Consider the following 22437-nt stretch of genomic DNA (forward strand, 5'->3'; position numbering starts at 1 on the left):
GGTGCCATGCCCTCTAGGGCTTGCCCCGCTCAATCCTCCGGTATCCCAATGCCTCGGTCAGATGTGATCTGTCGATGCGTTCGGCGGCGGCCAGATCCGCGATGGTCCGCGCCACCCGCAGCACCCGCTGCATGGAGCGCGCGGACAGTCGGAGCCGATCGATGGCGTGTTCCAACAATGCCTGGTCGGCATCGTCGAGCCTGCACAGCGTCAGGGTTTCCGCCTGGCCCAGTTGCGCGTTGAGCCGGCCGGCGCGCGCCAGCTGGATCGCGCGCGCCTGTTCCACCCGCACCCGCACCTGCGTGCTGGTCTCGCCCGGTGACGCATCCGGACGCAATTCCCTCGGCGGCAGGCGCGGCACCTCCACATGCAGATCGATGCGGTCCAGCAACGGGCCTGAAATGCGGCCGCGATACCGCTGCACGACATCGCTGGAGCAGCGGCAACGCCCGCTGTTGTCGCCGGCCCAACCGCACGGGCAGGGATTCATCGCCGCGACGAGCTGGAAGCGCGCGGGAAACTCGGCGCTGCGTGCCGCGCGCGAGATGGACACCGTGCCGGACTCCAGGGGCTCCCGCAGCACTTCCAGCGCGCGTCGGTCCCACTCGGGCAATTCGTCGAGGAACAGCACGCCGTTGTGGGCCAGGGAGATCTCGCCCGGACGCGGTTCGGTGCCGCCTCCCACCAGTGCGACTGCGCTGGCCGTATGGTGCGGACTGCGGAACGGTCGCCGCCGCCAGCGCGCCGGATCCAGCCCGCGGCCGCTGATCGATGCGATGGCGGCCGTTTCCAGCGCCTCCGCTTCGCTGGCTTCCGGCAGCAGTCCGGGCAGCCGCGACGCCAGCAGGGTCTTGCCGCAACCGGGCGAGCCGACCAGCAGCAGATGGTGGTTGCCGGCGGCCGCCACCTCGAGCGCGCGGCGCGCCTGCACCTGCCCGCGCACGTCACTGAGATCGGGAACGAACGATGCGTCGGGCGGCGGTGTTTCGGCGACCGGCAGTTCGCGCTGGCCGCCCAGGGCGGCGCAGACCTCCAGCAGGGTGCGCGCGGTGCGAGCCTGGCCGTCGCGGGCGAGCGCCGCTTCCGGACCGTTGGCCGGCGCGACAATCAGCGTCCGTTGCGCGCGCGCGGCGGCCAGCGCCGCTGGCAGCACGCCGTCGACGCCGCGCAGCTCGCCGGTCAGGCCGAGTTCGCCGAGGAACTCGTAATCGGCCAGCGCGTCGCGCGGGATCTGCCCGCTGGCGGCCAGGATGCCGAGCGCGATGGGCAGGTCGAAGCGCCCGCCGTCCTTGGGAAGATCGGCCGGCGCCAGGTTGACGGTGATGCGGCGGGCCGGGAATTCGAACTGCGCGCAGAGGATGGCGGCGCGCACGCGGTCGCGTGCCTCGCGTACCGCCGCCTCGGGCAGGCCGACGATGTGGGTCTGAGGCAGGCCACCGGACAGGTGCACTTCCACCCTGACCGGAGGCGCGGCCACGCCCGCCCGTGCACGGCTGTGCACCAGCGCCAGGCTCATGGCGGCGGAATCAGGACTGGGCGGTGGATGCGGAGGCGGGCGGTGCCACTTCCAGTGCCTGGACAGTGCGTTCCAGGGCTTCGAGTTTCTCGCGGGTGCGCAGCAGGACCGCGCGCTGGACCTCGTACTCCTCGCGGGTCACCAGGTCCAGCCTGGAGAGGCCGCTCTGCAAGGCGCCCTTGAACGCCTGCTGCAGTTCCTCGCGGGATTCGCGCAGGCTCGGCGGGACCAGATCACTGAGGCGGCGGGCGAGGTCGTCGAGATGGTTGAGATCGATCATGGGGGGTCTCCGGCAGTGAAGCCGAGCATTGCATCCGGGAGTCGTCCCGGCCATCGGGATTCACCGCGTCGCGCCATCGGAGAAATCCCGCGGCGCCAGGTCGACATTGAACCCGACCCCCGCCCCGGCCGCAACCACGATATGCTGCCGCCAGCATTTCCGGAGAACAGTCCCGATGAAGATGATCATGGCCATCATCAAGCCGTTCAAGCTGGACGACGTGCGCGAAGCACTCGCCGAATCCGGCATCGCCGGCATCACCGTCACCGAGGTCAAGGGCTTCGGCCGGCAGAAGGGCCACACCGAGCTGTACCGCGGCGCCGAGTACGTCGTCGACTTCCTGCCCAAGGTGAAGCTGGAAGTGGCGGTGACCGACGAGCAGGCCGAATCGGTGGTGGAAGCCATCGTCAAGGCCGCCGGCACCGGCAAGATCGGCGACGGAAAGGTGTTCGTCTACGACCTGGAGCGGGTGGTGCGCATCCGCACCGGTGAACTGGACGCGGACGCGCTGTAGTGCGCGTCGCGAAGCGGTTCCTGTTCATCGCGCTGCTGTGCCTGGCGGCGACGGTATCGGCGACGAGCGTGGTTCCCAAGCCGCTGGCCGAAATGGTGCGGGAAGCCGACCATGTCGTTGTGGCGACGATCACCCGCGTCGACATGGTGGACGGCAAGGGCCGGTTGCTTGCGGATCCCGAGTCGCGGACCGGTCCCGGTTCGGCCAACCAGATGCGTCTGCATCTGGAGGTCCATGAAGTGATCGCCACGCGGCTGCCACCGGTTTCCCGCACGATCCGGGTGCCGTTGTGGATGATGTGGCACTACGAGTTGGGCACCATGCAGAAGCATCTCACCGGCCAGCGTGGCATTTTCCTGCTCACTGGGCGCGACTACCAGCCGGTGTATCCGGCCAACTTCCAGCGTTCGCTGGATGAGCGGGCGGAGATACAGCGCTTGCTGGAGCACTGAGATCAGGAGTACCGGATAAAAAAAGCCCCGCATCGCGGGGCTTTTTTCATCGAACCGGCAGCGCTTACTCGCCCAGCGCCTTGGCCACGAACGGCGGGGCGACCAGCGCGCCGGTGTGCAGGTGCGCGCTGTAGTACAGGGTGTCGAAGCCCTTGTTGGCGGCGTCCTGCTGGCGGAAGTCGAAACCGCCGGACTTGCGTGCCATGGTCACGCTCCACCAGCCGGTCGGGTAGCACGGCTGCGGGAACGGCAGGGTCTTGAAGGCGGTGAAGCCGGCCTTGCCCATCTCGCCGCGCATTTCCTTGATCAGGTCCAGCAGCGCCAGCGGCGACTCGGACTGCTGCACCAGGATGCCGTCGTCCTTCAGCGCGCGGAAGCAGCTTTCGTAGAAGGCCTTGTTGAACAGGCCCTCGGCCGGGCCGACCGGATCGGTGGAGTCCACGATCACGATGTCCACGCTGCCGGCCGGGCAGTTGGCCATGTAGGCCACGCCGTCGTCGAACAGCAACTCGGCGCGCGCGTCGCCGTTGGATTCGCACAGCTCGGGGAAGTACTTCTCCGACATGCGGGTGACCTGCTCGTCGATGTCGCACTGGGTGGCGCTTTCCACGCCCGGGTGCTTGAGCACCTCGCGCAGGGTGCCGCAGTCGCCGCCGCCGATGATTACCACGCGCCTGGGCGCGGCGTGGGTGAACAGCGCCGGGTGGCTGATCATCTCGTGATAGAAGAAGTTGTCGCGCGTGGTCAGCATCACCGCGCCGTCGATGATCATCAACTTGCCCCAGTCGGTGGTGTCGTAGATCTCGATCTTCTGGAACGGCGACTGCACCTCGTCCAGCTTGCCGGTGACGCGGTAGCCGATGGCCGAGCCGGTGGGCTGGAAGTGTTCGATGTACCAGTTGTCGTTCGTGGTCATGGTCTGTCCTGGGGGGGGAAGGATCCGGCCGTTGTCGGCGGGCGCGACGGCCGTGGCCGGTGGGCCCGCGGCCACCGGGGTGAGGCGGGGACGGCGAGGGCGCGCATTGTAACGAACCCCCATGACCACTGCCTGTAGAATGCGCGTCCGTTCGTATTCAGCTGGAAACGCCGATGTCCTGGTCCACCGACCAAGCCCGCAAGACCTATTCCATCCCGCACTGGGCGGAAGGGTATTTCGACGTGGATGCCGCCGGCCGCATGGTGGTCTCGCCCAAGGGCGACGGCGGACCGGTCATCCCGTTGCCGGAGGTGGTGGATGCCGCGCGAGCCAACGGCGCCAAGCTGCCGCTGCTGGTGCGCTTCCCGGACATCCTGGGCGACCGCCTGGGCAAGCTGCAGGCCGCCTTCGCCCAGGCGCAGGCCGACTGGGATTACCGTGGTGGTTACACCGCCGTGTACCCGATCAAGGTCAACCAGCATCGCGGCGTGGCCGGCACCCTGGCCTCGCACGCCGGCGAGGGCTTCGGCCTGGAAGCGGGCAGCAAGCCCGAGCTGATGGCGGTGCTGGCGCTGTCGCGCCCCGGCGGCCTCATCGTCTGCAACGGCTACAAGGATCGCGAGTACATCCGGCTGGCCCTGATCGGCCGCAAGCTGGGCCTGCAGACCTTCATCGTGGTGGAAAAGCCCTCCGAGCTGCCGCTGGTCATCGAGGAGGCGCGCAAGCTGGGCGTCAAGCCGGGCCTGGGCGTGCGCATGCGCCTGGCCACGCTGGGCGCGGGCAAATGGCAGAACAGCGGTGGCGACAAGGCCAAGTTCGGCCTGTCGCCGCGCCAGGTGCTGGATCTGTGGAAATACCTGCGCGACGCCGGCCTGCAGGATTGCCTGGGCCTGCTGCATTTCCACATGGGCTCGCAGATCTCCAACGTCCGCGACATCGCCAACGGCATGCGCGAGGCGACCCGCTACTTCGTCGAGCTGTCCAAGCTGGGCGCGAGCATCACCCATGTCGACGTCGGCGGCGGCCTGGGCATCGACTACGAAGGCACCCGTTCGCGCAGCTACTGCTCGATCAACTACGGCCTGAACCAGTACGCCAGCAACATCGTGCAGCCGCTGGCCGACGCCTGCGAGCAGCACGGGTTGACCCCGCCGCGCATCGTCACCGAGTGCGGCCGCGCGATGACCGCGCACCACGCGGTGCTGGTGGTCAACGTGGCCGAGGTGGAGCAGGCGCCGGAAGGCCGCGTGCCGCCTGCCCACGACGACGAGCCGGCGGTCATCCGCCATCTGCGCGAGATCCACGCCGAACTGGACGAGCGGCCGGCCGTCGAGCTGTTCCACGAAGCACAGCATCATCACAGCGAGGGCCTGTCCCTCTATGCATTGGGCCAGCTGGATCTGGTCCATCGCGCGCGCATCGACGATCTGTTCTACGCCATCGCCCACGCGGTGCGCGGGCGCCTGAGCAGCGACGAGCGCAGCCACCGGGATCTGCTGGATGAACTCAACGAGCGGCTGGTGGACAAGTATTTCGTCAACTTCAGCGTGTTCGAATCGATTCCCGATGTGTGGGCGATCGACCAGGTCTTCCCGATCCTGCCGATCGAGCGCCTGGACGAAGCGCCGGATCGCCGCGGCGTGATCGCCGACATGACCTGCGACTCGGACGGCATGGTGGAAACCTATGTCGAGAACGAAGGGCTGGACACCTCGCTGCCGCTGCATTCGCTGAGGTCCGGCGAAAGCTACCGGCTGGGCATCTTCCTGGTCGGTGCGTACCAGGAAATCCTCGGCGACATCCACAATCTGTTCGGCGACACCGATGCGGTGGAAGTCAGCGCCGACACCGGCACCGGCTACCTGCTCACCCAGCAGCGCCGCGGCGACACCACCGACGTGATGCTGGATTACGTGGGCTACAAGCTGGATGACCTGCGCACCGCGTACCGTACCCGTGTCGCCGAAGCCGGATTGCCGCAGGAAGAAGCGGCGGCCCTGTCCGACGCGCTGGAAGCCGGCCTGACCGGCTACACCTACCTGTCGGACGAACCGCTGGCGTAAGCCCAACAAACCGCCCTTCCCCCGCTTGCGGGGGAAGGTGCCCGAAGGGCGGATGGGGGCGAAGCGGTCGGGGTCACACCCCCATCACCCCCGATGCACCTGGAACCCGGCGAACGACTGCGTCACCGGCATCAGCTCCAGGCGATTGATGTTCAGATGCGGCGGCAGCGTGGCGACCCAGAACAGGGTTTCGGCGATGTCCTCGGCGGTCATCGGCGCCGCGCCCGCATACAGCTTGTCCGACGCGCCCTGATCGCCATGCGTGCGCACCAGGGTGAATTCGGTTTCGGCCATGCCCGGCTCGATCGAAGTCACCCGCACGCCGGTGCCGTGCAGATCCGAGCGCAGGCCCAGCGAGAACTGGGTGACGAACGCCTTGGTCCCGCCGTAGGCATTGCCGCCCGGATAGGGGTAGGTGCCGGCGATCGAACTGATGTTGATGATCGCGCCCTTGCGCTCGATCAGCGCCGGCAGCAGGCGATGGGTGAGGGTGACCAGGCTGCCGATGTTGGTGGCGATCATGGTCCGCCAGTCTTCCAGGCTGGCCGCTTGCGCCGGCGCGGTACCCAGCGCGAGACCGGCGTTGTTGATCAGCAGATCAATCCCGCGAAAGGCTTCCGGCAATGCCGCCAGCGCGGCATCCAGGGCGGCTTCGTCGCGGATGTCGAAGGCCGCCGCATGCACGTGGTCGCCGCCGAGTTCGTCCACCAGCGCCTGCAGCCGATCCGCGCGACGACCGGTGGCGATCACGCGCCAGCCGTCGGCGACGAAACGGCGCACGGCGGCGGCGCCGAAACCGGAGGTCGCTCCGGTGATGAGGGCGGTTCGGGTCATGGGGGCTCCTTGAAAATCAGCCGCACGCCTGGGGATTCAGCGTGTGGGTGGGATACAAACAAAAGCCCGCCACGCGGGCTGCGCGTGGCGGGCGGATATCGAAACCGGATGCGGCATGCGGACTCCTCGGCGCTCGCGGAAGTCCGGCGCGATCACTGGGCCTTGATGGCCATCGCGGGCAGGCCGCCGCTGGCCAGTTTCTGCTTGGCCTCGGCCAGTTCGCTGGCGGTGCCGTAGGGTCCCATGCGCACGCGATAGACGGTCTTGCCGCCGATCTGCGCGGACTCGACCCGCGCGCTCAGGCCCAGCAGGGCGATCTTGGCCTTGGTGGCCTCGGCGTCGCCGGACGCGCCGAATGCGCCGGCCTGCAGGATGTAGCGCGCGCTGTTGTCCGCGTCGGCGACCGTGCGCGGTTGCGCGGGCTTGCTCGTCGGCGCGGTGGCCGGACTGGATGTCGTGGCGGCGGCGGTCGCCGGTGCCTCGTCGATCGGGCGCGGCAGCGTCGCCGGCGTGGTGCCGGTGGCGGGAGTGGTCGTGGCGGGCGTTGCCGCCGCAGCGGCGGCCGCGGCCTTTTCCTCGCGTGCCTTGCGCGCGGCTTCCTCGCGCGCGCTGGCGGCCAGCTCCGCGTCGGACATCTGCACTTCCTTGCCCGGCAGCAGGGTGTAGAAGTCGTACTGCGGTTCCTTGGCCGGCGCCTGCGCGTCGGCATCGCCATTCGCCGCCTGCGTCGCGCCGGACGCGGCGCCGCTGGGGGTGCCCGCCGATTCGGGCACCACCGCCTCGACATCGGCCGAAGCCACCGGTGCCGGCTGCGCGTCGGGATTCGGCTGCGGCCGGAAGAAGCCGTCGCCATCCTTCTTCATCAGGCCGGGCGCGATGAAGTAGATCGCCAGACCGATGAGCAGGCCGAGCAGCAGCCACACCCAGGCCGGGGTGGCGTGGCTGGAATTACGGGTGGCCTGACTCTTGCCGCGACGTGCCGCCATTCAAAAAATCTCCGGTTACATTTTTTCGGGCGCGCTCACGCCCAACAGATCCATGCCGTTGGCCAGCGCCTGCCGCACGGCCGAGGCCAGCGCCAGGCGCGCGTCGCGCGCATCGGCGTCCTCGACCAGCACCGGCGTGCCGCCGTACCACGTGTGGAAAGCATAGGCCAACTCGCGCAGGTATTGCGCGATGGCATGGGGTTCCAGCGACTCGCCCGCCGCTTCCACCACTTCCGGATAGCGCGACAGTTCCACCATCAGCGCGAGCGATGATTCGTCGTCCAGCCGAGCGAGGTGGGCCAGGCCATTGGCCGGGTCGTAGGCGTAGCCCTTTTCGGCCGCCTGGCGATGCAGGCTGCACACGCGGGCATGCGCGTACTGCACGTAGAACACCGGATTGTCGTTGCTCTGCTGGCGCGCCAGGTCGATGTCGAAGGTCAGCTGCGAGTCCGGCTTGCGGGCGATCAGGAACCAGCGCGTGGCATCGCGTCCGGCTTCCTCGATGAGATCGCGCAGGGTGAAGTAGCTGCCGGCGCGCTTGGAGAGTTTCACTTCCTCGCCGCCGCGCATCACCGTGACCATCTGGTGCAGCACGTATTCGGGATAACCGGCGGGAATGCCCTCGTCCAGCGCCTGCAGGCCGGCGCGCACGCGCGCCAGCGAACCATGGTGGTCGGCGCCCAGTTCGGTGATCGCGCGACCGTAGCCACGCTGCCACTTGCTCAGGTGGTAGGCCACGTCCGGCACGAAATAGGTGTAGGTGCCGTCGGATTTGCGCATCACCCGGTCCTTGTCGTCGCCGAAGTCGGTGGACTTCAGCCACAGGGCGCCGCCTTCCTCGTAGGTGTGGCCGGAGGCGACCAGTTTGCCGACGGTCTCCTCGACCTTGCGGTCGGCGTACAGCGAGCTTTCCAGGAAGTACACATCGAACGACACGCCGAACGCGGCCAGGTCCAGGTTCTGCTCGCGGCGCAGGTAGGCCACGGCGAACTGGCGGATGGCCTCCAGGTTGTCGGGATCCTTGCCGCCGACCACCACGTGGCCTTCGAACTCGACGCTGTCGCCCGCCAGATAGGCGTGCGCGACATCACCGATGTAGTCGCCGCGATAACCATCCTCCGGCCAGCCTTCGCTGTCCGGGGTCAGGCCCTTCGCGCGCGCCTGGGTGGACTTGGCCAGGTTGTCGATCTGCACGCCGGCGTCGTTGTAGTAGAACTCGCGGCGGGTGTTCCAGCCGTTGGCGGCCAGCACCCGGGCGATGCAGTCGCCGATGGCGCCGGCGCGGCCGTGGCCGACATGCAGCGGACCGGTCGGGTTGGCCGAGACGTATTCCACGCCCACCACGCGGCCGGCGCCACTCTGGTTGCGGCCGTAGGCGGGACCCTGCTGTAGGGCGGTGGCGACCTCGCGCTGGTAGGCGGCGGTGGTCAGGTGGAAGTTGATGAAGCCGGGGCCGGCAATCTCCACTTTCGCCACGTCGTCGCTGGCCGGCAGGGCGGCCACCAGCGCGGTGGCGATGGCGCGCGGATTGCTGCGCGCGGCCTTGGCCAGCAGCATCGCGGCGTTGGTGGCGAAGTCCCCGTGCTCGCGGGTCTTGGGTCGCTCGACCACGAAATCCGGCGTGGCGGTGTCGGCCGGCAGGGTGCCGGCCTGGCGCAGGGCATCGATGCCCTGGGCGATCAAGGCGCGTAGGGAGGCTTTCACGGAGGGTCTGCGGATGTTGCGGGACCGGGCATTTTACGCGGAACCGGCAGGAGCGTCCGGCGGGGCCTGAACGGCGCGGCGCGGAGGACGCGATCCCGCCGGGGCGGTCACAGCCAGCCGCGCTCCGCCAGCGAGGTCGGCGGACCGTCCCCGACCACGAAATGGTCGAGCAGGCGGATGTCCATCAGCGACAGCGCGTCCCGCAGCCGCAGGGTGATCAGGCGGTCTGCCTCGGAGGGCGCGCTGTTCCCGGATGGGTGGTTGTGGCCGACGATCACGGCCGCGGCGTTGTGCGCCAAGGCCCGCCGGACCACCTCGCGCGGATGCACCTCGGCGCTGTCGAGGGTGCCGCGGAACAGTTCCTCGAACGCTAGCGCGCGGTGGCGCACATCCAGGAACAGCGCCGCGAACACCTCGTGATCGTGCGCGCGCAGGCGCTGGCTGAAGTAGCGGCCGGCGATGGTCGGGTCGGTCAGCTGCTCGCCGCGCTCCAGATCCGCGGCCAGGTGGCGGCGGCCGATTTCCAGCGCACCGGCCATCCGGCTGGCGCGGGCCGGCCCCAGCCCCGGCAGGGCGACCAGTTCCCTGGGCGGACGGTCGAGCAGCCGTCGCAGTGGCCCGTGGTTCGAGAGCAGGTCGCGGGCGGTGGCGACCGCGTCGCGCCCGCGCAGGCCGGAACCGAGGAACAGCGCCAGCAGTTCGGCGTCGGAGAGCGCGGCGGGGCCGCGGGTGAAGAGCTTTTCACGGGGCCGTTCGTGGATGGGCCAGTCTCGGATGTGCATATGGTCAAGATGCCCGGTCCGCCGCCACGCCGCCATCAGGCGGGAGGGGACCATCGGGTAAGCTAATCCCCTGTTCGTCTGTAGGAAACCCGACGTGACCGGAAGTCTCGAGCCACGGCCGCTGCAGGGCCAGCGCCTGCTGGTGTGTGTGGGCGGCGGCATCGCCGCGTACAAGTCGCTGGAACTGGTGCGACGGCTGCGCGACGCCGGCGCCGATGTGCAGGTCGCCATGACCGAAGGCGCCCAGCAGTTCGTCACTGCGCTGAGCTTCCAGGCCCTGTCCGGCCGTCCGGTCCGGACCAGCCTGTGGGACAGCGCCGCCGAAGCCGCCATGGGCCATATCGAACTCGCGCGCTGGGCCGATCGCATCCTGATCGCCCCGGCCACCGCCGACCTGCTGGCGCGGCTGACCCACGGATTCGCCAACGACTTGGTCACCACCCTGTGCCTGGCGACCACCGCGCCGATCACGGTCGCGCCCGCCATGAACCACCGGATGTGGCAGCACCCGGCCACGGTGGCCAATCTGGCGGTGCTGCGCGCGCGCGGCGTGCAGATCATCGGGCCGGAAGACGGCCCGCTGGCCGAAGGCGAATCCGGCCCCGGCCGGTTGAGCGAGCCGGAGGACATCGTCGCCGCGCTGGCCGCCGGCCACGCGCCGGCCGTGCGGGACCTGGCCGGCGTGCGCGTCGTCGTCAGCGCCGGCCCGACCTACGAGGATCTGGATCCGGTCCGTTACCTGGGAAATCGCAGTAGCGGCAAGATGGGCTTCGCGGTGGCGGCCAGCGCGGCGCGGCGCGGCGCCGAGGTGGTGCTGGTGGCCGGTCCGGTCCATCTGCCGACCCCGGCCGGGGTCACCCGCATCGACGTGCGTTCGGCCGCGCAGATGCGCCAGGCCGTGTTCGGTGCGTTGCCGGCCGACATCTACATCGGCGCGGCCGCGGTCGCCGACTACACCCCGCGGGTGGCGGTGCCGAACAAGATCAAGAAGACCGGCGAAACCCTCAGCCTGGATCTGGTGCGCACGCCCGACATCCTGGCCGAGGTCGCGGCCCAGACCCAGGCGCTGAAGTTGGTGGTCGGGTTCGCCGCCGAGACCGAGAACGTCGAGCATTACGCGCGCGGCAAGCTGCAGGCCAAGCGCCTGGACATGATCGTCGCCAACCGGGTCGGCATCGCCGATGGCGGTTTCGAAAGCGATCAGAACGCGCTGGTCGCCTATTGGAAGGACGGCGAGCGCGATTTCGGTTCGGCGCCGAAGACCCGGCTGGCCGACGCCCTGATGGATCTGATCGTGGAGCGACTGAACGCATGAGCCCGGCTGGCACGCAATCCGTGGAACTGAAACTGCTGGACCCCCGGTTCGGCGACGAATGGCCGTTGCCCGCGTATGCGACCGAGGCCAGCGCCGGCGTCGACCTGCGCGCGGCGCTCGACGCCACCCTCACCCTGCAGCCCGGCGACGCCGCGCTGGTGCCCAGCGGCCTGTCCGTGCACCTGGCCGATCCGCAGCTGTGCGCGGTGGTGTTGCCGCGCTCCGGGCTGGGCCACCGGCATGGCATCGTGCTGGGCAACGGCACCGGCCTGATCGACGCCGATTACCAGGGGCCGCTGCTGATCAGTGTCTGGAACCGCGGCCACGAGGCCTTCGCCATCCAGCCCGGCGACCGCATCGCCCAGTTGGTGGTGCTGCCCATCGTGCGCGTAAGCTTCCAGGTGGTGGACGCATTCGCCGACAGCGCCCGGGGAGCAGGCGGTTTCGGCCATACCGGATTGCGCTGAGAGGGGACGGGCGCGAATGAGCAGATCGAGCGAAGCTGGACGTCGGTTGCCGCTGGGCGACCTTTCGCGGGCACTGCCCGGGTTGGCCGTGCTCGGCCTCCTGCTGGCCGGATGGCTGGGCTGGAGCGGCGTGCGCCAGTGGCGCGACGCCGATCGCGGCGAAGCACTGGAACAGGCCCGCGATGCCGGCGTGGCCGCGCTGGAATCCGCTTACCGGGACCAGATCGCGCAATTGACCCGGCGCATGGCCGGCGACGCGGTGAAGGCGGCGCTGGCCGGCAGCGATCCCGCCGCGACCGCGCAGGCCATCCGGCAGGGTTGGGCGGAGGCCGAGCACGTGGAGATCCTGCCGCGCGATCTGGCCCAGGCCTACGCCGATCCGGTCGCATTCGGTTACAGCCGGCTGGCCTTGCTGGAAGCGGCGCAACAAGGGCAGGCGGTGGTCGCGCGGGTGGTCCGGGATCAGGGCAAGGCGGCACTCGGGCTGGCCGTCGACACGGCGCAGGGCGTGGTCTACGCACGCCTGCCGCTGTCCCGGCTGACCGCCGGCTTCGAAGCCGTGGCGATGCCGCCGGGCACCTACCTGGCGCTGCGCCAGGGCAACTTCAACGTCGTCCAGCGCGGCAGCGCGAATCTGGCCGACGAGGCCGAAGTGATGGCGCATGCCGTGGGCAAGACCGGCCTGCGCGTGGCCGCGGCGCAACCGGACAGTGAATCCGGCCCGTTCGGGCTGGGCCCCCTGGGCAGTTCGATTGGCGCCGTGCTGGCGGCCGCGTTGGCGGTACTGGCCTGGCTGGCGGCCCGTGGCGGCCTGAAGATTCCCGCCCTGCGCCGCGGCGAGGCGGTCGTGGCCGATGCCGACGAGCCCACGCTGGGCCAGGCATTGGAGCGCGATCCGCTGCCGCCGGTCGCCAGGCCGACGAATTCCCCCCCACAGACAGGCAGCATGAGCAGAGAACGAATTCCGGTGGACGTCGATCCCGGCATCTTCCGCGCGTACGACATCCGCGGCATCGTCGGCAAAACCCTCAACGTGGAGGTCGCCGAGTGCATCGGCCAGGCCATCGGCAGCGTGATGCAGGAGCAGGACCTGACCGACATCGTGGTCGGGCGCGACGGCCGCCTGTCCGGGCCGGAATTGGTGGGCGGGCTGATTGCCGGCCTGCGCCGCGCAGGGCGCAACGTCATCGACATCGGCATGGTGCCCACGCCGGTGGCCTATTTCGGCGCCTACCAGTTGCGTGCCGGCAGCTGCGTGGCGGTGACCGGCAGCCACAATCCGCCGGACTACAACGGATTCAAGATCGTGGTGGGCGGTGAAACCCTTTCCGGCGCCACCATCACCGATCTGTACGAGCGCATCCGCGATGGCCGGCTGCACGAAGCCGCCACCCCGGGCGACTTGCAGGAACGCGACATCGCCGCCGACTACATCCAGCGGATCGCCGACGACGTGCAACTGGAGCGTCCGCTGAAGGTGGTGCTGGACGCCGGCAACGGCGTGGCCGGCGACATCGCGCCGCGCCTGCTTGAATCCATCGGCGCGGATGTCATTCCGCTGTACTGCGAAGTGGATGGCACGTTCCCCAACCACCACCCCGATCCGAGCGAACCCCACAACCTGGAAGACCTGATCCAGATGGTGAAGCGTTTCGACGCCGACCTGGGCCTGGCCTTCGACGGCGACGGTGATCGCCTCGGCGTGGTGACCCGGGAAGGCGCCGTGATCTTCCCCGATCGGTTGCTGATGCTGTTCGCCGCCGACGTGCTGGAACGCAATCCCGGCGCGATGATCATCTACGACGTCAAATGCACCGGAAAGCTGCAGCCCTGGATCCTGCGCAACGGCGGCACGCCGCTGATGTGGAAGACGGGGCATTCGCTGATCAAGGCCAAGATGCGCGAAACCGGCGCCGAACTGGCGGGCGAGATGAGCGGCCACTTCTTCTTCCAGGAACGCTGGTACGGCTTCGATGACGGCCTGTACTCGGCCGCGCGCCTGCTGGAAATCCTGGCCCTGCGCGAGGACACGCCGTCGGAAGTCCTGTCGGCGCTGCCGGACGGCATCGCCACCCCGGAGATCAAGGTGCCGGTGGAAGCGGAAACACCGCATGCGGTGGTCGAGCGTTTCGTCGAGACGGCGCGCTTCGACGGTGCCCGCGTGGCGACCATCGACGGCCTGCGGGCGGACTGGGACGACGGCTGGGGCCTGCTGCGCGCCTCCAACACCACGCCCATCCTGGTGTTGCGTTTCGAAGCCGACAACGAGGCGGCGCTCGCGCGCATCAAGGACGTGTTCCGTGCCCACCTGGCGCTGGTGGCGCCGGATCTGACGGCGAACTTCTAGTCCCGATCACGGGGTTCCGCGCGACAACGGCAGGCCGCGCCGGAGCGCGGCGGCGCTCATGCATCGGGCGGTGCGGCGGCCGGCGAAGACCCGGTCGCTGGCGTCGCCGACGCCGGATTGGGTCCCTTCATTTCGCGGTAGCGCTGCATGATCTCGGCGATTTCCACGTCCAGCTCCGCGCGCTGGCGTTCGAAACTGGCCTGCAGCTGGCGCTGGCGCATCAGATCCGCATGCCGGCTGCGGATGTTGGCGGTGGTCTCGGCCGCTACCGTCTGTCCTGCCAGTTCCCGGTCGCCGGCAACCTGCAGCAGGCTGACCAGGCCTTCGCGCAGGCTGACCACGTTGTAGCGCGCGGTCTTGATGTTGTTGTCGACGATGGCGATGCGCTCGTTGAACACCCGGCGCAGCTCTTCCTCGCTGCGATAGGACAACAGCATCGCCTGCTCGGTACGGCGGCGGGTTTCCTGCGCCGCTTCGTCCAGTTGCGCCTGGATCTTCGCCGCCTCCGCCTGCGCGCGCTCCTCCTCGGTCAGCGCCCGGTCCACTTCGGCGGTGCGCAGGCCGCTCGCGGCGTTGATTTCCTCGCGCGCGCGCGTCACGGCCTCGGCCGGCAGGGCATCGCTGCACACGCGCTGGCCGTTCTCGTTCCAGCAATAGAGTTTCTTGGTGGCCGGCTTGTCCTGCGCGCTGGCCAGCGCCATCGAGACCAGGCCCACCGGCAATGCCAGCCAGAAAATGGAACTCCGCATGTGCAGCCCCCTGCTGCCGTCAGTCCGACGAACCGCTGCCATAGCGCGCCCGGTAGGCGAGCAGGTCTTCGCGGTGATGGACAAGTTCCGCGCTTTCCCCGGCGAAATCAAGCAGGTCGTGCAGGTTGGCCACGGCCACCACCGGCACGCCGGTTTCGGCGGCGACCGCCTGGGCGGCCGACAGCCGCGCGCTGCCCTGTCCGTCGCCGGGTTCGGTCAGCACCTCCTGCCGATCCAGCGCCACCACGATCCCGGCCGGGCGGCCGCCGCCGGCGCGGATCAGGCCCAGCGCCTCGCGGATGGCGGTTCCGGCGGTGATGACGTCGTCCACGATGAGCACGTTGCGGCCATCCAGCGGCGCGCCGATCAGCAGGCCGCCTTCACCGTGGCCCTTGGCTTCCTTGCGGTTGAAGGCCAGCGGCACGTCGCGGCCGCGACGCGCGTACTCGCAGCCCACCGCGGTCGCCAGCGGAATGCCCTTGTAGGCGGGGCCGAACAGCAGATCGAACTGCAGGCCGGCGGCGTCCACCGCGTCGGCGTAGCAGGCCGCCAGCTCGGCCAGGCGGGCGCCGCTGTCGAAGCGGCCGGCGTTGAAGAAGTAGGGACTGAGCCGGCCAGACTTGAGGGTGAACTCGCCGAAGCGCAGGGCCTGCGCGTGCAGGGCGAGCTGGAGGAAGCGGGCGCGGTGATCGGACATGGCGGTGCATTCGGCGGGCGAGGGGTGGAAGCATAGCGGTTCCGTGCCACCGGCCTCCACGCATGCGGTACGCTCTTGCGACCCCTTTCCCGTTCCGCGGACCGTTTTTCACATGCGCATCATCAGTTTCAACGCCAACGGCCTGCGTTCGGCCGCCAACAAGGGTTTCTTCGAGTGGTTCGGCCAGCAGGACGCCGACGTGCTGTGCGTGCAGGAAACCAAGGCGCAGGAGCACCAGCTCAGCGGCCCGGCCTTCCTGCCGGAGGGCTACAAGGCCTGGTTCCGCGACGCCACCACCAAGAAGGGCTACAGCGGCGTGGCGATCTACAGCCGGCGTGAACCCGATGAAGTGCGCACCGCGCTGGGCTGGGACGAGTTCGACGAGGAAGGCCGCTACCTGGAAGCGCGCTACGGAAACCTCAGCGTGGTGTCCTTCTACATACCGTCCGGTTCTTCCGGCGAACTGCGGCAGGGCTTCAAGTTCAGGGTGATGGACTGGCTGGCGCCAATCCTGGACGAATGGCGCCGCAGCGGGCGCGACTACGTGCTGTGCGGCGACTGGAACATCGTGCGCACCCGCCTGGACATCAAGAACTGGACCAGCAACCAGAAGAACTCCGGTTGCCTGCCCGCCGAACGTGATTGGCTCAACGGCATGTGCGTGGACGAGGGCGGCTGGGTCGATGCCTATCGCAGCCTGCACCCGGAAGGCCAGGACTACACCTGGTGGAGCAATCGCGGCGGCGCGCGCGCCAACAACGTCGGATGGCGCATCGACTATCAGTTCGTCACTCCGTCGCTGCGTGACCGCCTGCAGCGCTGCGCGATCTATCGCGACAGCTGGTTCTCCGACCACGCGCCGTTCACGGTGGACTACGCCGGATGAGCGTGCCCGCGGCGGCCAAGGCGCCGGTGTCCTACAAGGGCTGGTCCGGCATCCGGCGCGCATTCGCCACGCCGGCCGCCTTCACTATGCTGCTGCTCGGCTTCGGCAGCGGCCTGCCGTTCCTGCTGATCGCGTCGGCGACGCTCAGCACCCGCCTGCGCGACGTGGGACTGGATCTGGGCAGCATCGGCCTGATCAGCCTCGCCAGCTTTTTCTACCTGCTCAAGTTCGTATGGGCGCCGCTGGTGGATCGCTACACCTTTCCGTTGACCGCGTTTCTCGGGCGTCGGCGTTCGTGGCTGCTGGTGGCGCAATTGGGTGTGGCGGCGGGATTGTTCGCATTGGCGTTCACCCGCCCCGAACTCGGCGTCGGCGCGCTGGTGGGATGGGTGCTGTTCGCGTCGCTTGCCGGCGCGACCCAGGATTCGGTGGTCGACGCCTACCGCATCGAGATCGCGCCGGCCGAGGCGCAGGCCGCGCTCGCCGCCACCTACACGCTGGGCTACCGGGTTGGCCTGATCCTGGCCGGCGCCGGCGCGCTCTACATCGCCGAATTCAGCGGCTGGAAAAACGCCTACCTGGCGATGACCGCGCTGATGCTGCTACCGATCCTGGCCACGCTGTTCAGTCGCGAACCCGACGCGCCCGAAGCGGCCGTGAGCCGGCGCATCGATTTCATCGGCGCGTTCTGGCAGCCCTTCGTCAGCTTCTTCCAGACCAATGGCCTGATGCTAGGCGTGGTGCTGCTGCTGTTCGTGGGCCTGTTCAAGTTTCCCGATCAGGTGATCGGGGTGATGGCCGGGCCGTTCTACCTGGACTCCGGCTACAGCAAGTCCGACATCGCCACGGTCTCCAAGTTGTACGGGGTATGGACCGGCATCGCCGGCGCCTTCCTCGGCGGCGTGTGCGTGGCCGCTTTCGGCTTCCGCCGGATGCTAGCGATCGCGGCCATCGCGGTGGCCTGTTCCAACATCGCCTTCCTGCTGATGGCCCAGCACCCCTCCGAAATCTGGGCGTTCTACGCCGCCATCACCGCCGACAACCTCTCGCAGGGCTTCGCCGGCACCGTGCTGGTGGCGTTCATGTCATCGCTGACCAACCGCAATTTCACCGCCACCCAGTACGCGTTGCTGGTCTCGCTGGCGAACCTGCCGGGCAAGTTCATCGGCGGCGTGTCCGGCTACGTCGTCGAGGCCACGTCCTACAGCGCCTTTTTCCTGATGAGCGCGCTCACGGTCATCCCGACGCTGCTGCTGCTGGCCTGGTTGTGGAAGCATATCCGTGAGAATGAAGGTGGCGGCACGTCATCCTGATCAGCCGCAGGGCTGACCGGGGACGAGCGGGGCAGGCAAGGGGGACCGAGATGACCGACATCGTGCTGAAGGACATCGATCCGCTGCTGAGCGAGCGGATCCGCCGGATTGCCCAGGCCCGTGGCTGGAACATGCACGACACCCTGTTCAACCTGATCGAGCAGGGTCTGTTCCACTGCGAGGCGGAAGTCCGCAGCGGTTTCGACGATGGTGAAGTGGACGCGCTGACCGCGGCGATCAACGCCCTGAAGGACGTCCCGGCCGGCAAGGGTTTCTGAGCCGGTTCAGGCCGGAAACACCGTCCCCAGCACCCGCGGTCCCCTGGCGCCGGTGACGGCGGGCAGATTGCCGGGCCGCCCGGCGAGGGTTTCCCTGGCCAACCAGGCGAAACCCATCGCCTCCACGAAATCCGGATCCAGTCCGTGAGCGGCGGTGGATTCGACGCTCACCTCCGGCATCCAGGCCGCCAGCCGCGCCATCAGGCGCGCGTTGTGCACGCCGCCGCCGCAGACCAGCACCCGGCGCGTGCCGGGCTGGTTGGCGCGCAGGGCGCCGGCGACGGTGGCCGCGGTCAGTTCCAGCAGGGTGGCCTGCACGTCGGCGGGCGATGCCGGATGATCGCCCAATCGCGCCTCCAGCCAGGCCAGGTGGAACTGTTCGCGCCCGGTGCTCTTGGGCGGCGGCAGGGCGAACCAGGGCTCCTCGAGCAATCGCGCCAGCAGCGCTTCATTGGCCTGGCCACCCGCCGCGAACGCGCCGCCCGCGTCGAACGCCGCGCCGGTATGGCGTTCGCACCAGGCGTCCATCAATGCGTTGGCCGGGCCGGTGTCGAAACCGCGCACGGCGATCCCATCGCCGCTGCGCGGCAGCAGGGTGAAATTGCCGATGCCGCCGAGGTTCAACACCGCGCGCTCCTCGCCCGCGGAACCCAGCAGGGCGGCATGGAAGGCCGGCATCAGCGGTGCGCCATGGCCGCCGGCGGCCACGTCGCGGCGGCGGAAGTCGGCCACCGTGTCGATACCGCTGCGTTCGGCGATCACGTTGCCGTCGCCGATCTGCCAGGTGAAGGGCGGATTGGCGTGCGGACGATGGCGGATGGTCTGGCCGTGCGAACCAATTGCGCGCACATCGCGGGCGGAAACGTCCGCTTCGCCGAGCAGGTGCAGGGCCGCGTCGGCAAAATGGATGCCGGTCAACGCATCCAACCGGCCCACCTCGTCCAGCGAAGGCGCATCGCCCCCCTGGCCGAGGGCGATCAACGCGGCGCGCGTGGCATCGTCCCAGCGATAGGTGCGGCCCAGCAGCAATTCACAGCGCAGCGCGGAGGCAGGCTGACCGAAGCGCACCAAGGCGGCGTCGATGCCATCGGCGCTGGTACCGGAGATCAGGCCCAGGAAGAGCGCCGGGGGCGCCTCGTCGGCAGGGGACATTGCGGGTTTCCGTGACTATGCGCGCACGCGCCGGTACGCCGAAGACTACGCCATGGGACTCCCGCCCTCGCGGAAGTCCCGGTGCCGCGGCTCAGCCCTTCTTGGACTTGCCGGCCGGCTTCTTGGCGTCGGCGACCTGGGTTTCCTTGGCCGGCTCGGCCGGGGAAACGTCGGCGTAGATGATGTTCTCCACCGTGCGGATGCGCGCGAGCGCATTGGCGGTGTAGGTGCGGAACGAAGCCAGTTGCGTGCCGGCCAGCGGTTCCGGCGGCGGCATCGTCACCGACAGCGGATTGCGGTGCACGCCATTGATGCGGAATTCGTAGTGCAGGTGCGGACCGGTAGCCAGGCCGGTGGAACCGACATAGCCGATCACCGTGCCCTGCGCGACCCGCTGGCCGACCTTGATCTTGCCCAGCCGTGACATGTGGCCGTACAGCGTGGTGTGGCCACGGCCGTGATCCAGGATCACCACCCGGCCATAACCGTTCTGCCAGCCGGCGAACTGCACGCGCGCATCACCGGCGGCCATGATCGGCGTGCCGGTCACCGCGGCGTAGTCCACGCCCTTGTGCATGCGCATCGTGCCCAGCACCGGATGGCGGCGCGCGCCGAACTTCGAACTCAGGCGCGCATACGGAATCGGCATGCGGATGAAGTTCTTCTTCAGCGGACGGCCCGCGGCGGTGAAGTACTCCGGCTTGCCACCCGGACGGGAGAAACGGAAACCCGAATGCAGCTTGCCGTCCACGGTGAACGTCGCCGCCTGCACCGGCCCGGTGCTGATCAGCTCACCCTCGCGCCAGGTCTGCTCGACCACCACGCTGAAGCGATCCTCCGGACCGAGGTCGGAGTTGAAGTCGATGTCGTACTTGAAGATGTCGTCGGTCAGCGAGTTGATGTTGGCGGCGGTCAGGCCGGCCTTGCGCGCCGAACGGTTGAGCGAACGGCCGACTTTGCCGCTGAGCACCACCGTGCGGGTGGTAGTCTCGCGCGCGACCACTTTCTCGGTGACCTTGTCGCCGTCCAGGCTGAGTTCGATCCGGTGCTGCGGATCCCGGTCGTAACGCAGTGTGCGCAGCTCGCCGGTGACGGGCAGGTCGAACGCCAGCTCGGTGCCGGGCTTGAGGCGGGTGAGTGCCCGCTTGGCATCGGCGTTTTCCAGCAGCGCGTGCATGGTGCCCGACGGGATGTTCAATTCCTCGAAGATCGCGCCCAGCGTCTGGCCCGGCTTGACCCGCACCATCTGCCAGCTGTCGCCCGCCACGCCTTCCTGGCGCTCGCGCGACAATTGCGGCAGCTTGAGGGTAAGCGTGGCGCGCGCGTCGGTGGCCGACGGCGGCTGGATCGCGTTGGAGAAGCCCGGCACGATCGTGGCGAGCATGATGCCGATGGTGGTGAACAGGCTGGCGTGGATCCAGTGGCGGCGGGTCCATCGGCCGGTCGGCAGATGTTGTTTCACCCGCTGGTGCAGGGTCGAATCGCGAAGGAGTTCCAGGCGTTGCTGGAATTGTTGCTTACGGCGGCTGCCGTCCCCATGAGTCTGCATCTAGCCGAACCTCGGGCCCAAGACGGGACCCCAATCGGCGTAACATAGTCACACTAAGAGTTCGCGTCAAACCATTGAGCCGATTGGCTTTTTTGAATAGCATCACGCTTAACTTCGCTTTAACCTGATGTTCAACTTTGTCGGCGCCTGTTCACGTCGGCCCCACCCGGAAGACCTTGCCTTGTCCCCCGCAGAAGCCCTTTCCCTGATCGGCCGTGGCGCCGACGAAATCATCAAGCCCGAAGAACTCGAGGCGCGCCTGAAACTGGGCCGCCCCCTGCGGGTGAAGGCCGGTTTCGACCCCACCGCCCCGGACCTGCACCTGGGCCACACGGTCCTGCTGAACAAGATGCGGCACTTCCAGGACCTCGGCCACCAGGTGATCTTCCTGATCGGCGACTTCACCGGAATGATCGGCGACCCCAGCGGCAAGAACGTCACCCGCAAGCCGCTGACCCGGGATGAGGTGTTGGCCAACGCCCAGACCTACGCCGACCAGGTCTACAAGGTGCTGGACCGGGAAAAGACCGAGCTGCGCTTCAATTCCGAATGGTTCGGCCAGATGACCGCGGCCGACATGATCCGGCTGGCCGCACAGCACACCGTGGCCCGCATGCTGGAGCGCGACGACTTCGCCAAGCGTTATGCCGCCCAGCAGTCCATCGCCATCCATGAATTCCTCTACCCGCTGGTGCAGGGCTACGACTCCGTCGCCCTGAAGGCCGATGTCGAGCTCGGCGGCACCGACCAGAAGTTCAACCTGCTGATGGGCCGCGGCCTGCAGGAGCACCACGGCCAGCCGCCGCAGATCGTACTGACCATGCCGCTGCTGGAAGGCCTGGACGGCGTGGCCAAGATGTCCAAGTCGCTCGGCAACTACATCGGCATCAGCGAGCCGGCCATCGACATCGTCACCAAGACCATGAAGATCGGCGACGAACTGATGTGGCGCTGGATCGACCTGCTCAGCTTCGAGATCGGGGTGGCCGAAGCCACCGCGCTCAAGGCCGAAGTCGCCTCAGGCGGGCTGAATCCGCGCGACGTCAAACTGCGCCTGGCGCGCGAGCTGGCCGCCCGCTTCCATGACGCCGCCGCGGCCGAGCAGGCGATCGCCGGCTGGCATGCGGTTGTCCGGGGCGAGGGCGACACTTCGCTGCTGCCGTTGCAGGACGTGGCGGTCCCTGCCGAGGGACTGCGCATCGGCGCGCTGCTGACGGCCGCCGGCATCACTCCGAGCAATTCAGAGGCCGGCCGCAAGCTCAAGGAACGCGCGGTCAAGGTGGATGGCGCGGTGGTGGAGGATCCGAACCTGGTTTTCCAGCCCGGTTTCGAAGGTGTCCTGCAGGTCGGCAAGCGCAATTTCGCCCGCGTGCGACTGGTCCAGGCGGGCTGATCGGGCCGCCGTGCGACCCCGGCGGCATCAGTCCGGCCGCCCGAAACCCGCGGCCTTCCGATGACGGCCCCGGCGCTGCCATAAATTTGCAATCCGGGGCTTCCAAACGGCCGCGGAACCGGTCATACTTTCCCTCCCCCCATCGCAGGGGGGCGCTTCAACCCCTCGGGGCAGCGCCGCAGCGATGGGAGCTTCGAAAAAATCTCTCAACGAGGTGTTGACGAAGCAGCAAAGGGTCGCCATA

Annotated in this window: 21 protein-coding genes; 10 read left to right on the forward strand and 11 right to left on the reverse strand. The window is 68.6% G+C overall.

The features are described 5' to 3' along the window. Positions 1–13: 13 nt before the first annotated feature. Positions 14–1516 (reverse strand): YifB family Mg chelatase-like AAA ATPase, encoded by a 1503-nt coding sequence (locus IQ458_RS16865; RefSeq protein WP_203323539.1) that lies wholly within the window; start codon positions 1514–1516, stop codon positions 14–16. A 10-nt stretch (positions 1517–1526) separates the two neighbouring features. Beyond that, on the reverse strand, positions 1527–1796 hold the full coding sequence (gene ubiK / locus IQ458_RS16870; protein WP_203323540.1) for a ubiquinone biosynthesis accessory factor UbiK: 270 nt from the start codon (positions 1794–1796) through the stop codon (positions 1527–1529). A 175-nt stretch (positions 1797–1971) separates the two neighbouring features. Between ubiK and IQ458_RS16875 the strand changes: the two genes are divergently transcribed. After that, complete coding sequence (locus IQ458_RS16875; RefSeq protein ID WP_141455127.1) at positions 1972–2310, forward strand: P-II family nitrogen regulator; 339 nt, start codon at positions 1972–1974, stop codon at positions 2308–2310. Continuing rightward, entirely contained in the window at positions 2310–2762 is a 453-nt protein-coding gene (locus IQ458_RS16880; RefSeq protein ID WP_203323541.1) for a hypothetical protein, read from the forward strand. The genes IQ458_RS16875 and IQ458_RS16880 overlap by 1 nt, the downstream gene beginning before the upstream one ends. Positions 2763–2826: 64 nt before the next feature. Here the strand turns inward: IQ458_RS16880 and speE are convergent, their stop codons facing one another. After that, on the reverse strand, positions 2827–3678 hold the full coding sequence (gene speE / locus IQ458_RS16885) for a polyamine aminopropyltransferase (RefSeq protein ID WP_203323542.1): 852 nt from the start codon (positions 3676–3678) through the stop codon (positions 2827–2829). A gap of 173 nt (positions 3679–3851) precedes the next feature. Here speE and speA point away from each other — a divergent pair, with 173 nt between their 5' ends. Beyond that, the gene (gene speA, locus IQ458_RS16890) at positions 3852–5741 is read left to right on the forward strand and encodes an arginine decarboxylase (RefSeq protein WP_183639590.1); all 1890 of its coding nucleotides are present in this window, start codon (positions 3852–3854) and stop codon (positions 5739–5741) included. 84 nt (positions 5742–5825) lie between these two features. Here speA and IQ458_RS16895 read toward each other — a convergent pair whose 3' ends face one another. The 4 genes from IQ458_RS16895 to radC all read right to left on the reverse strand — a co-directional run bounded on the left by IQ458_RS16895 (position 5826) and on the right by radC (position 10047). Beyond that, the gene (locus tag IQ458_RS16895) at positions 5826–6575 is read right to left on the reverse strand and encodes an SDR family NAD(P)-dependent oxidoreductase (protein ID WP_203323543.1); all 750 of its coding nucleotides are present in this window, start codon (positions 6573–6575) and stop codon (positions 5826–5828) included. Between the two features lie 152 nt (positions 6576–6727). Then, entirely contained in the window at positions 6728–7561 is an 834-nt protein-coding gene (locus tag IQ458_RS16900) for an SPOR domain-containing protein (protein WP_203323544.1), read from the reverse strand. 15 nt (positions 7562–7576) lie between these two features. Next, positions 7577–9265 (reverse strand): arginine--tRNA ligase, encoded by a 1689-nt coding sequence (argS, locus tag IQ458_RS16905; protein WP_203323545.1) that lies wholly within the window; start codon positions 9263–9265, stop codon positions 7577–7579. Positions 9266–9372: 107 nt separating this feature from the next. Then, positions 9373–10047 carry a RadC family protein gene (gene radC, locus IQ458_RS16910; RefSeq protein ID WP_183639586.1) on the reverse strand — a complete coding sequence of 225 codons (675 nt, stop codon included), beginning with the start codon at positions 10045–10047 and terminating at the stop codon, positions 9373–9375. Between the two features lie 94 nt (positions 10048–10141). Between radC and coaBC the strand changes: the two genes are divergently transcribed. Genes coaBC through IQ458_RS16925 form a run of 3 tightly spaced genes read left to right on the forward strand, consistent with a single transcriptional unit; the run spans position 10142 to position 14176 of the window. Then, on the forward strand, positions 10142–11362 hold the full coding sequence (gene coaBC / locus IQ458_RS16915; protein WP_203323546.1) for a bifunctional phosphopantothenoylcysteine decarboxylase/phosphopantothenate--cysteine ligase CoaBC: 1221 nt from the start codon (positions 10142–10144) through the stop codon (positions 11360–11362). Beyond that, positions 11359–11829, forward strand: a complete 471-nt coding sequence (gene dut / locus IQ458_RS16920) for a dUTP diphosphatase (protein ID WP_203323547.1) — start codon at positions 11359–11361, stop codon at positions 11827–11829. The genes coaBC and dut overlap by 4 nt, the downstream gene beginning before the upstream one ends. Positions 11830–11845: 16 nt before the next feature. Beyond that, positions 11846–14176, forward strand: coding sequence for a phosphomannomutase/phosphoglucomutase (locus IQ458_RS16925; RefSeq protein ID WP_203323548.1), 2331 nt, complete (start codon positions 11846–11848; stop codon positions 14174–14176). 56 nt (positions 14177–14232) lie between these two features. Here IQ458_RS16925 and IQ458_RS16930 read toward each other — a convergent pair whose 3' ends face one another. Continuing rightward, the gene (locus IQ458_RS16930) at positions 14233–14925 is read right to left on the reverse strand and encodes a hypothetical protein (protein WP_425504713.1); all 693 of its coding nucleotides are present in this window, start codon (positions 14923–14925) and stop codon (positions 14233–14235) included. A gap of 19 nt (positions 14926–14944) precedes the next feature. Continuing rightward, positions 14945–15622: an orotate phosphoribosyltransferase gene (pyrE, locus tag IQ458_RS16935; RefSeq protein WP_183639582.1), complete on the reverse strand. Its 678-nt coding sequence runs from the start codon at positions 15620–15622 to the stop codon at positions 14945–14947. A gap of 112 nt (positions 15623–15734) precedes the next feature. Between pyrE and IQ458_RS16940 the strand changes: the two genes are divergently transcribed. The 3 genes from IQ458_RS16940 to IQ458_RS16950 are packed head-to-tail and all read left to right on the forward strand — an operon-like array spanning position 15735 to position 18099. Beyond that, positions 15735–16508, forward strand: a complete 774-nt coding sequence (locus IQ458_RS16940) for an exodeoxyribonuclease III (RefSeq protein ID WP_141455142.1) — start codon at positions 15735–15737, stop codon at positions 16506–16508. Beyond that, positions 16505–17821, forward strand: a complete 1317-nt coding sequence (locus IQ458_RS16945) for an AmpG family muropeptide MFS transporter (RefSeq protein ID WP_183639581.1) — start codon at positions 16505–16507, stop codon at positions 17819–17821. The genes IQ458_RS16940 and IQ458_RS16945 overlap by 4 nt, the downstream gene beginning before the upstream one ends. Positions 17822–17871: 50 nt before the next feature. Beyond that, entirely contained in the window at positions 17872–18099 is a 228-nt protein-coding gene (locus IQ458_RS16950; protein WP_183639580.1) for a hypothetical protein, read from the forward strand. Between the two features lie 6 nt (positions 18100–18105). On the opposite strand, the gene IQ458_RS16955 is transcribed toward IQ458_RS16950, so the two are convergent. Further along, positions 18106–19251, reverse strand: a complete 1146-nt coding sequence (locus IQ458_RS16955; protein ID WP_203323549.1) for an anhydro-N-acetylmuramic acid kinase — start codon at positions 19249–19251, stop codon at positions 18106–18108. A gap of 91 nt (positions 19252–19342) precedes the next feature. After that, positions 19343–20800: a peptidoglycan DD-metalloendopeptidase family protein gene (locus IQ458_RS16960; RefSeq protein WP_203323550.1), complete on the reverse strand. Its 1458-nt coding sequence runs from the start codon at positions 20798–20800 to the stop codon at positions 19343–19345. Between the two features lie 181 nt (positions 20801–20981). Between IQ458_RS16960 and tyrS the strand changes: the two genes are divergently transcribed. Beyond that, the gene (tyrS, locus tag IQ458_RS16965) at positions 20982–22193 is read left to right on the forward strand and encodes a tyrosine--tRNA ligase (protein ID WP_235996921.1); all 1212 of its coding nucleotides are present in this window, start codon (positions 20982–20984) and stop codon (positions 22191–22193) included. The last annotated feature ends 244 nt before the right edge of the window (positions 22194–22437 follow it).

It is taken from the genome of Pseudoxanthomonas beigongshangi, from assembly GCF_016820515.1.
GTDB lineage: Bacteria > Pseudomonadota > Gammaproteobacteria > Xanthomonadales > Xanthomonadaceae > Pseudoxanthomonas_A > Pseudoxanthomonas_A beigongshangi.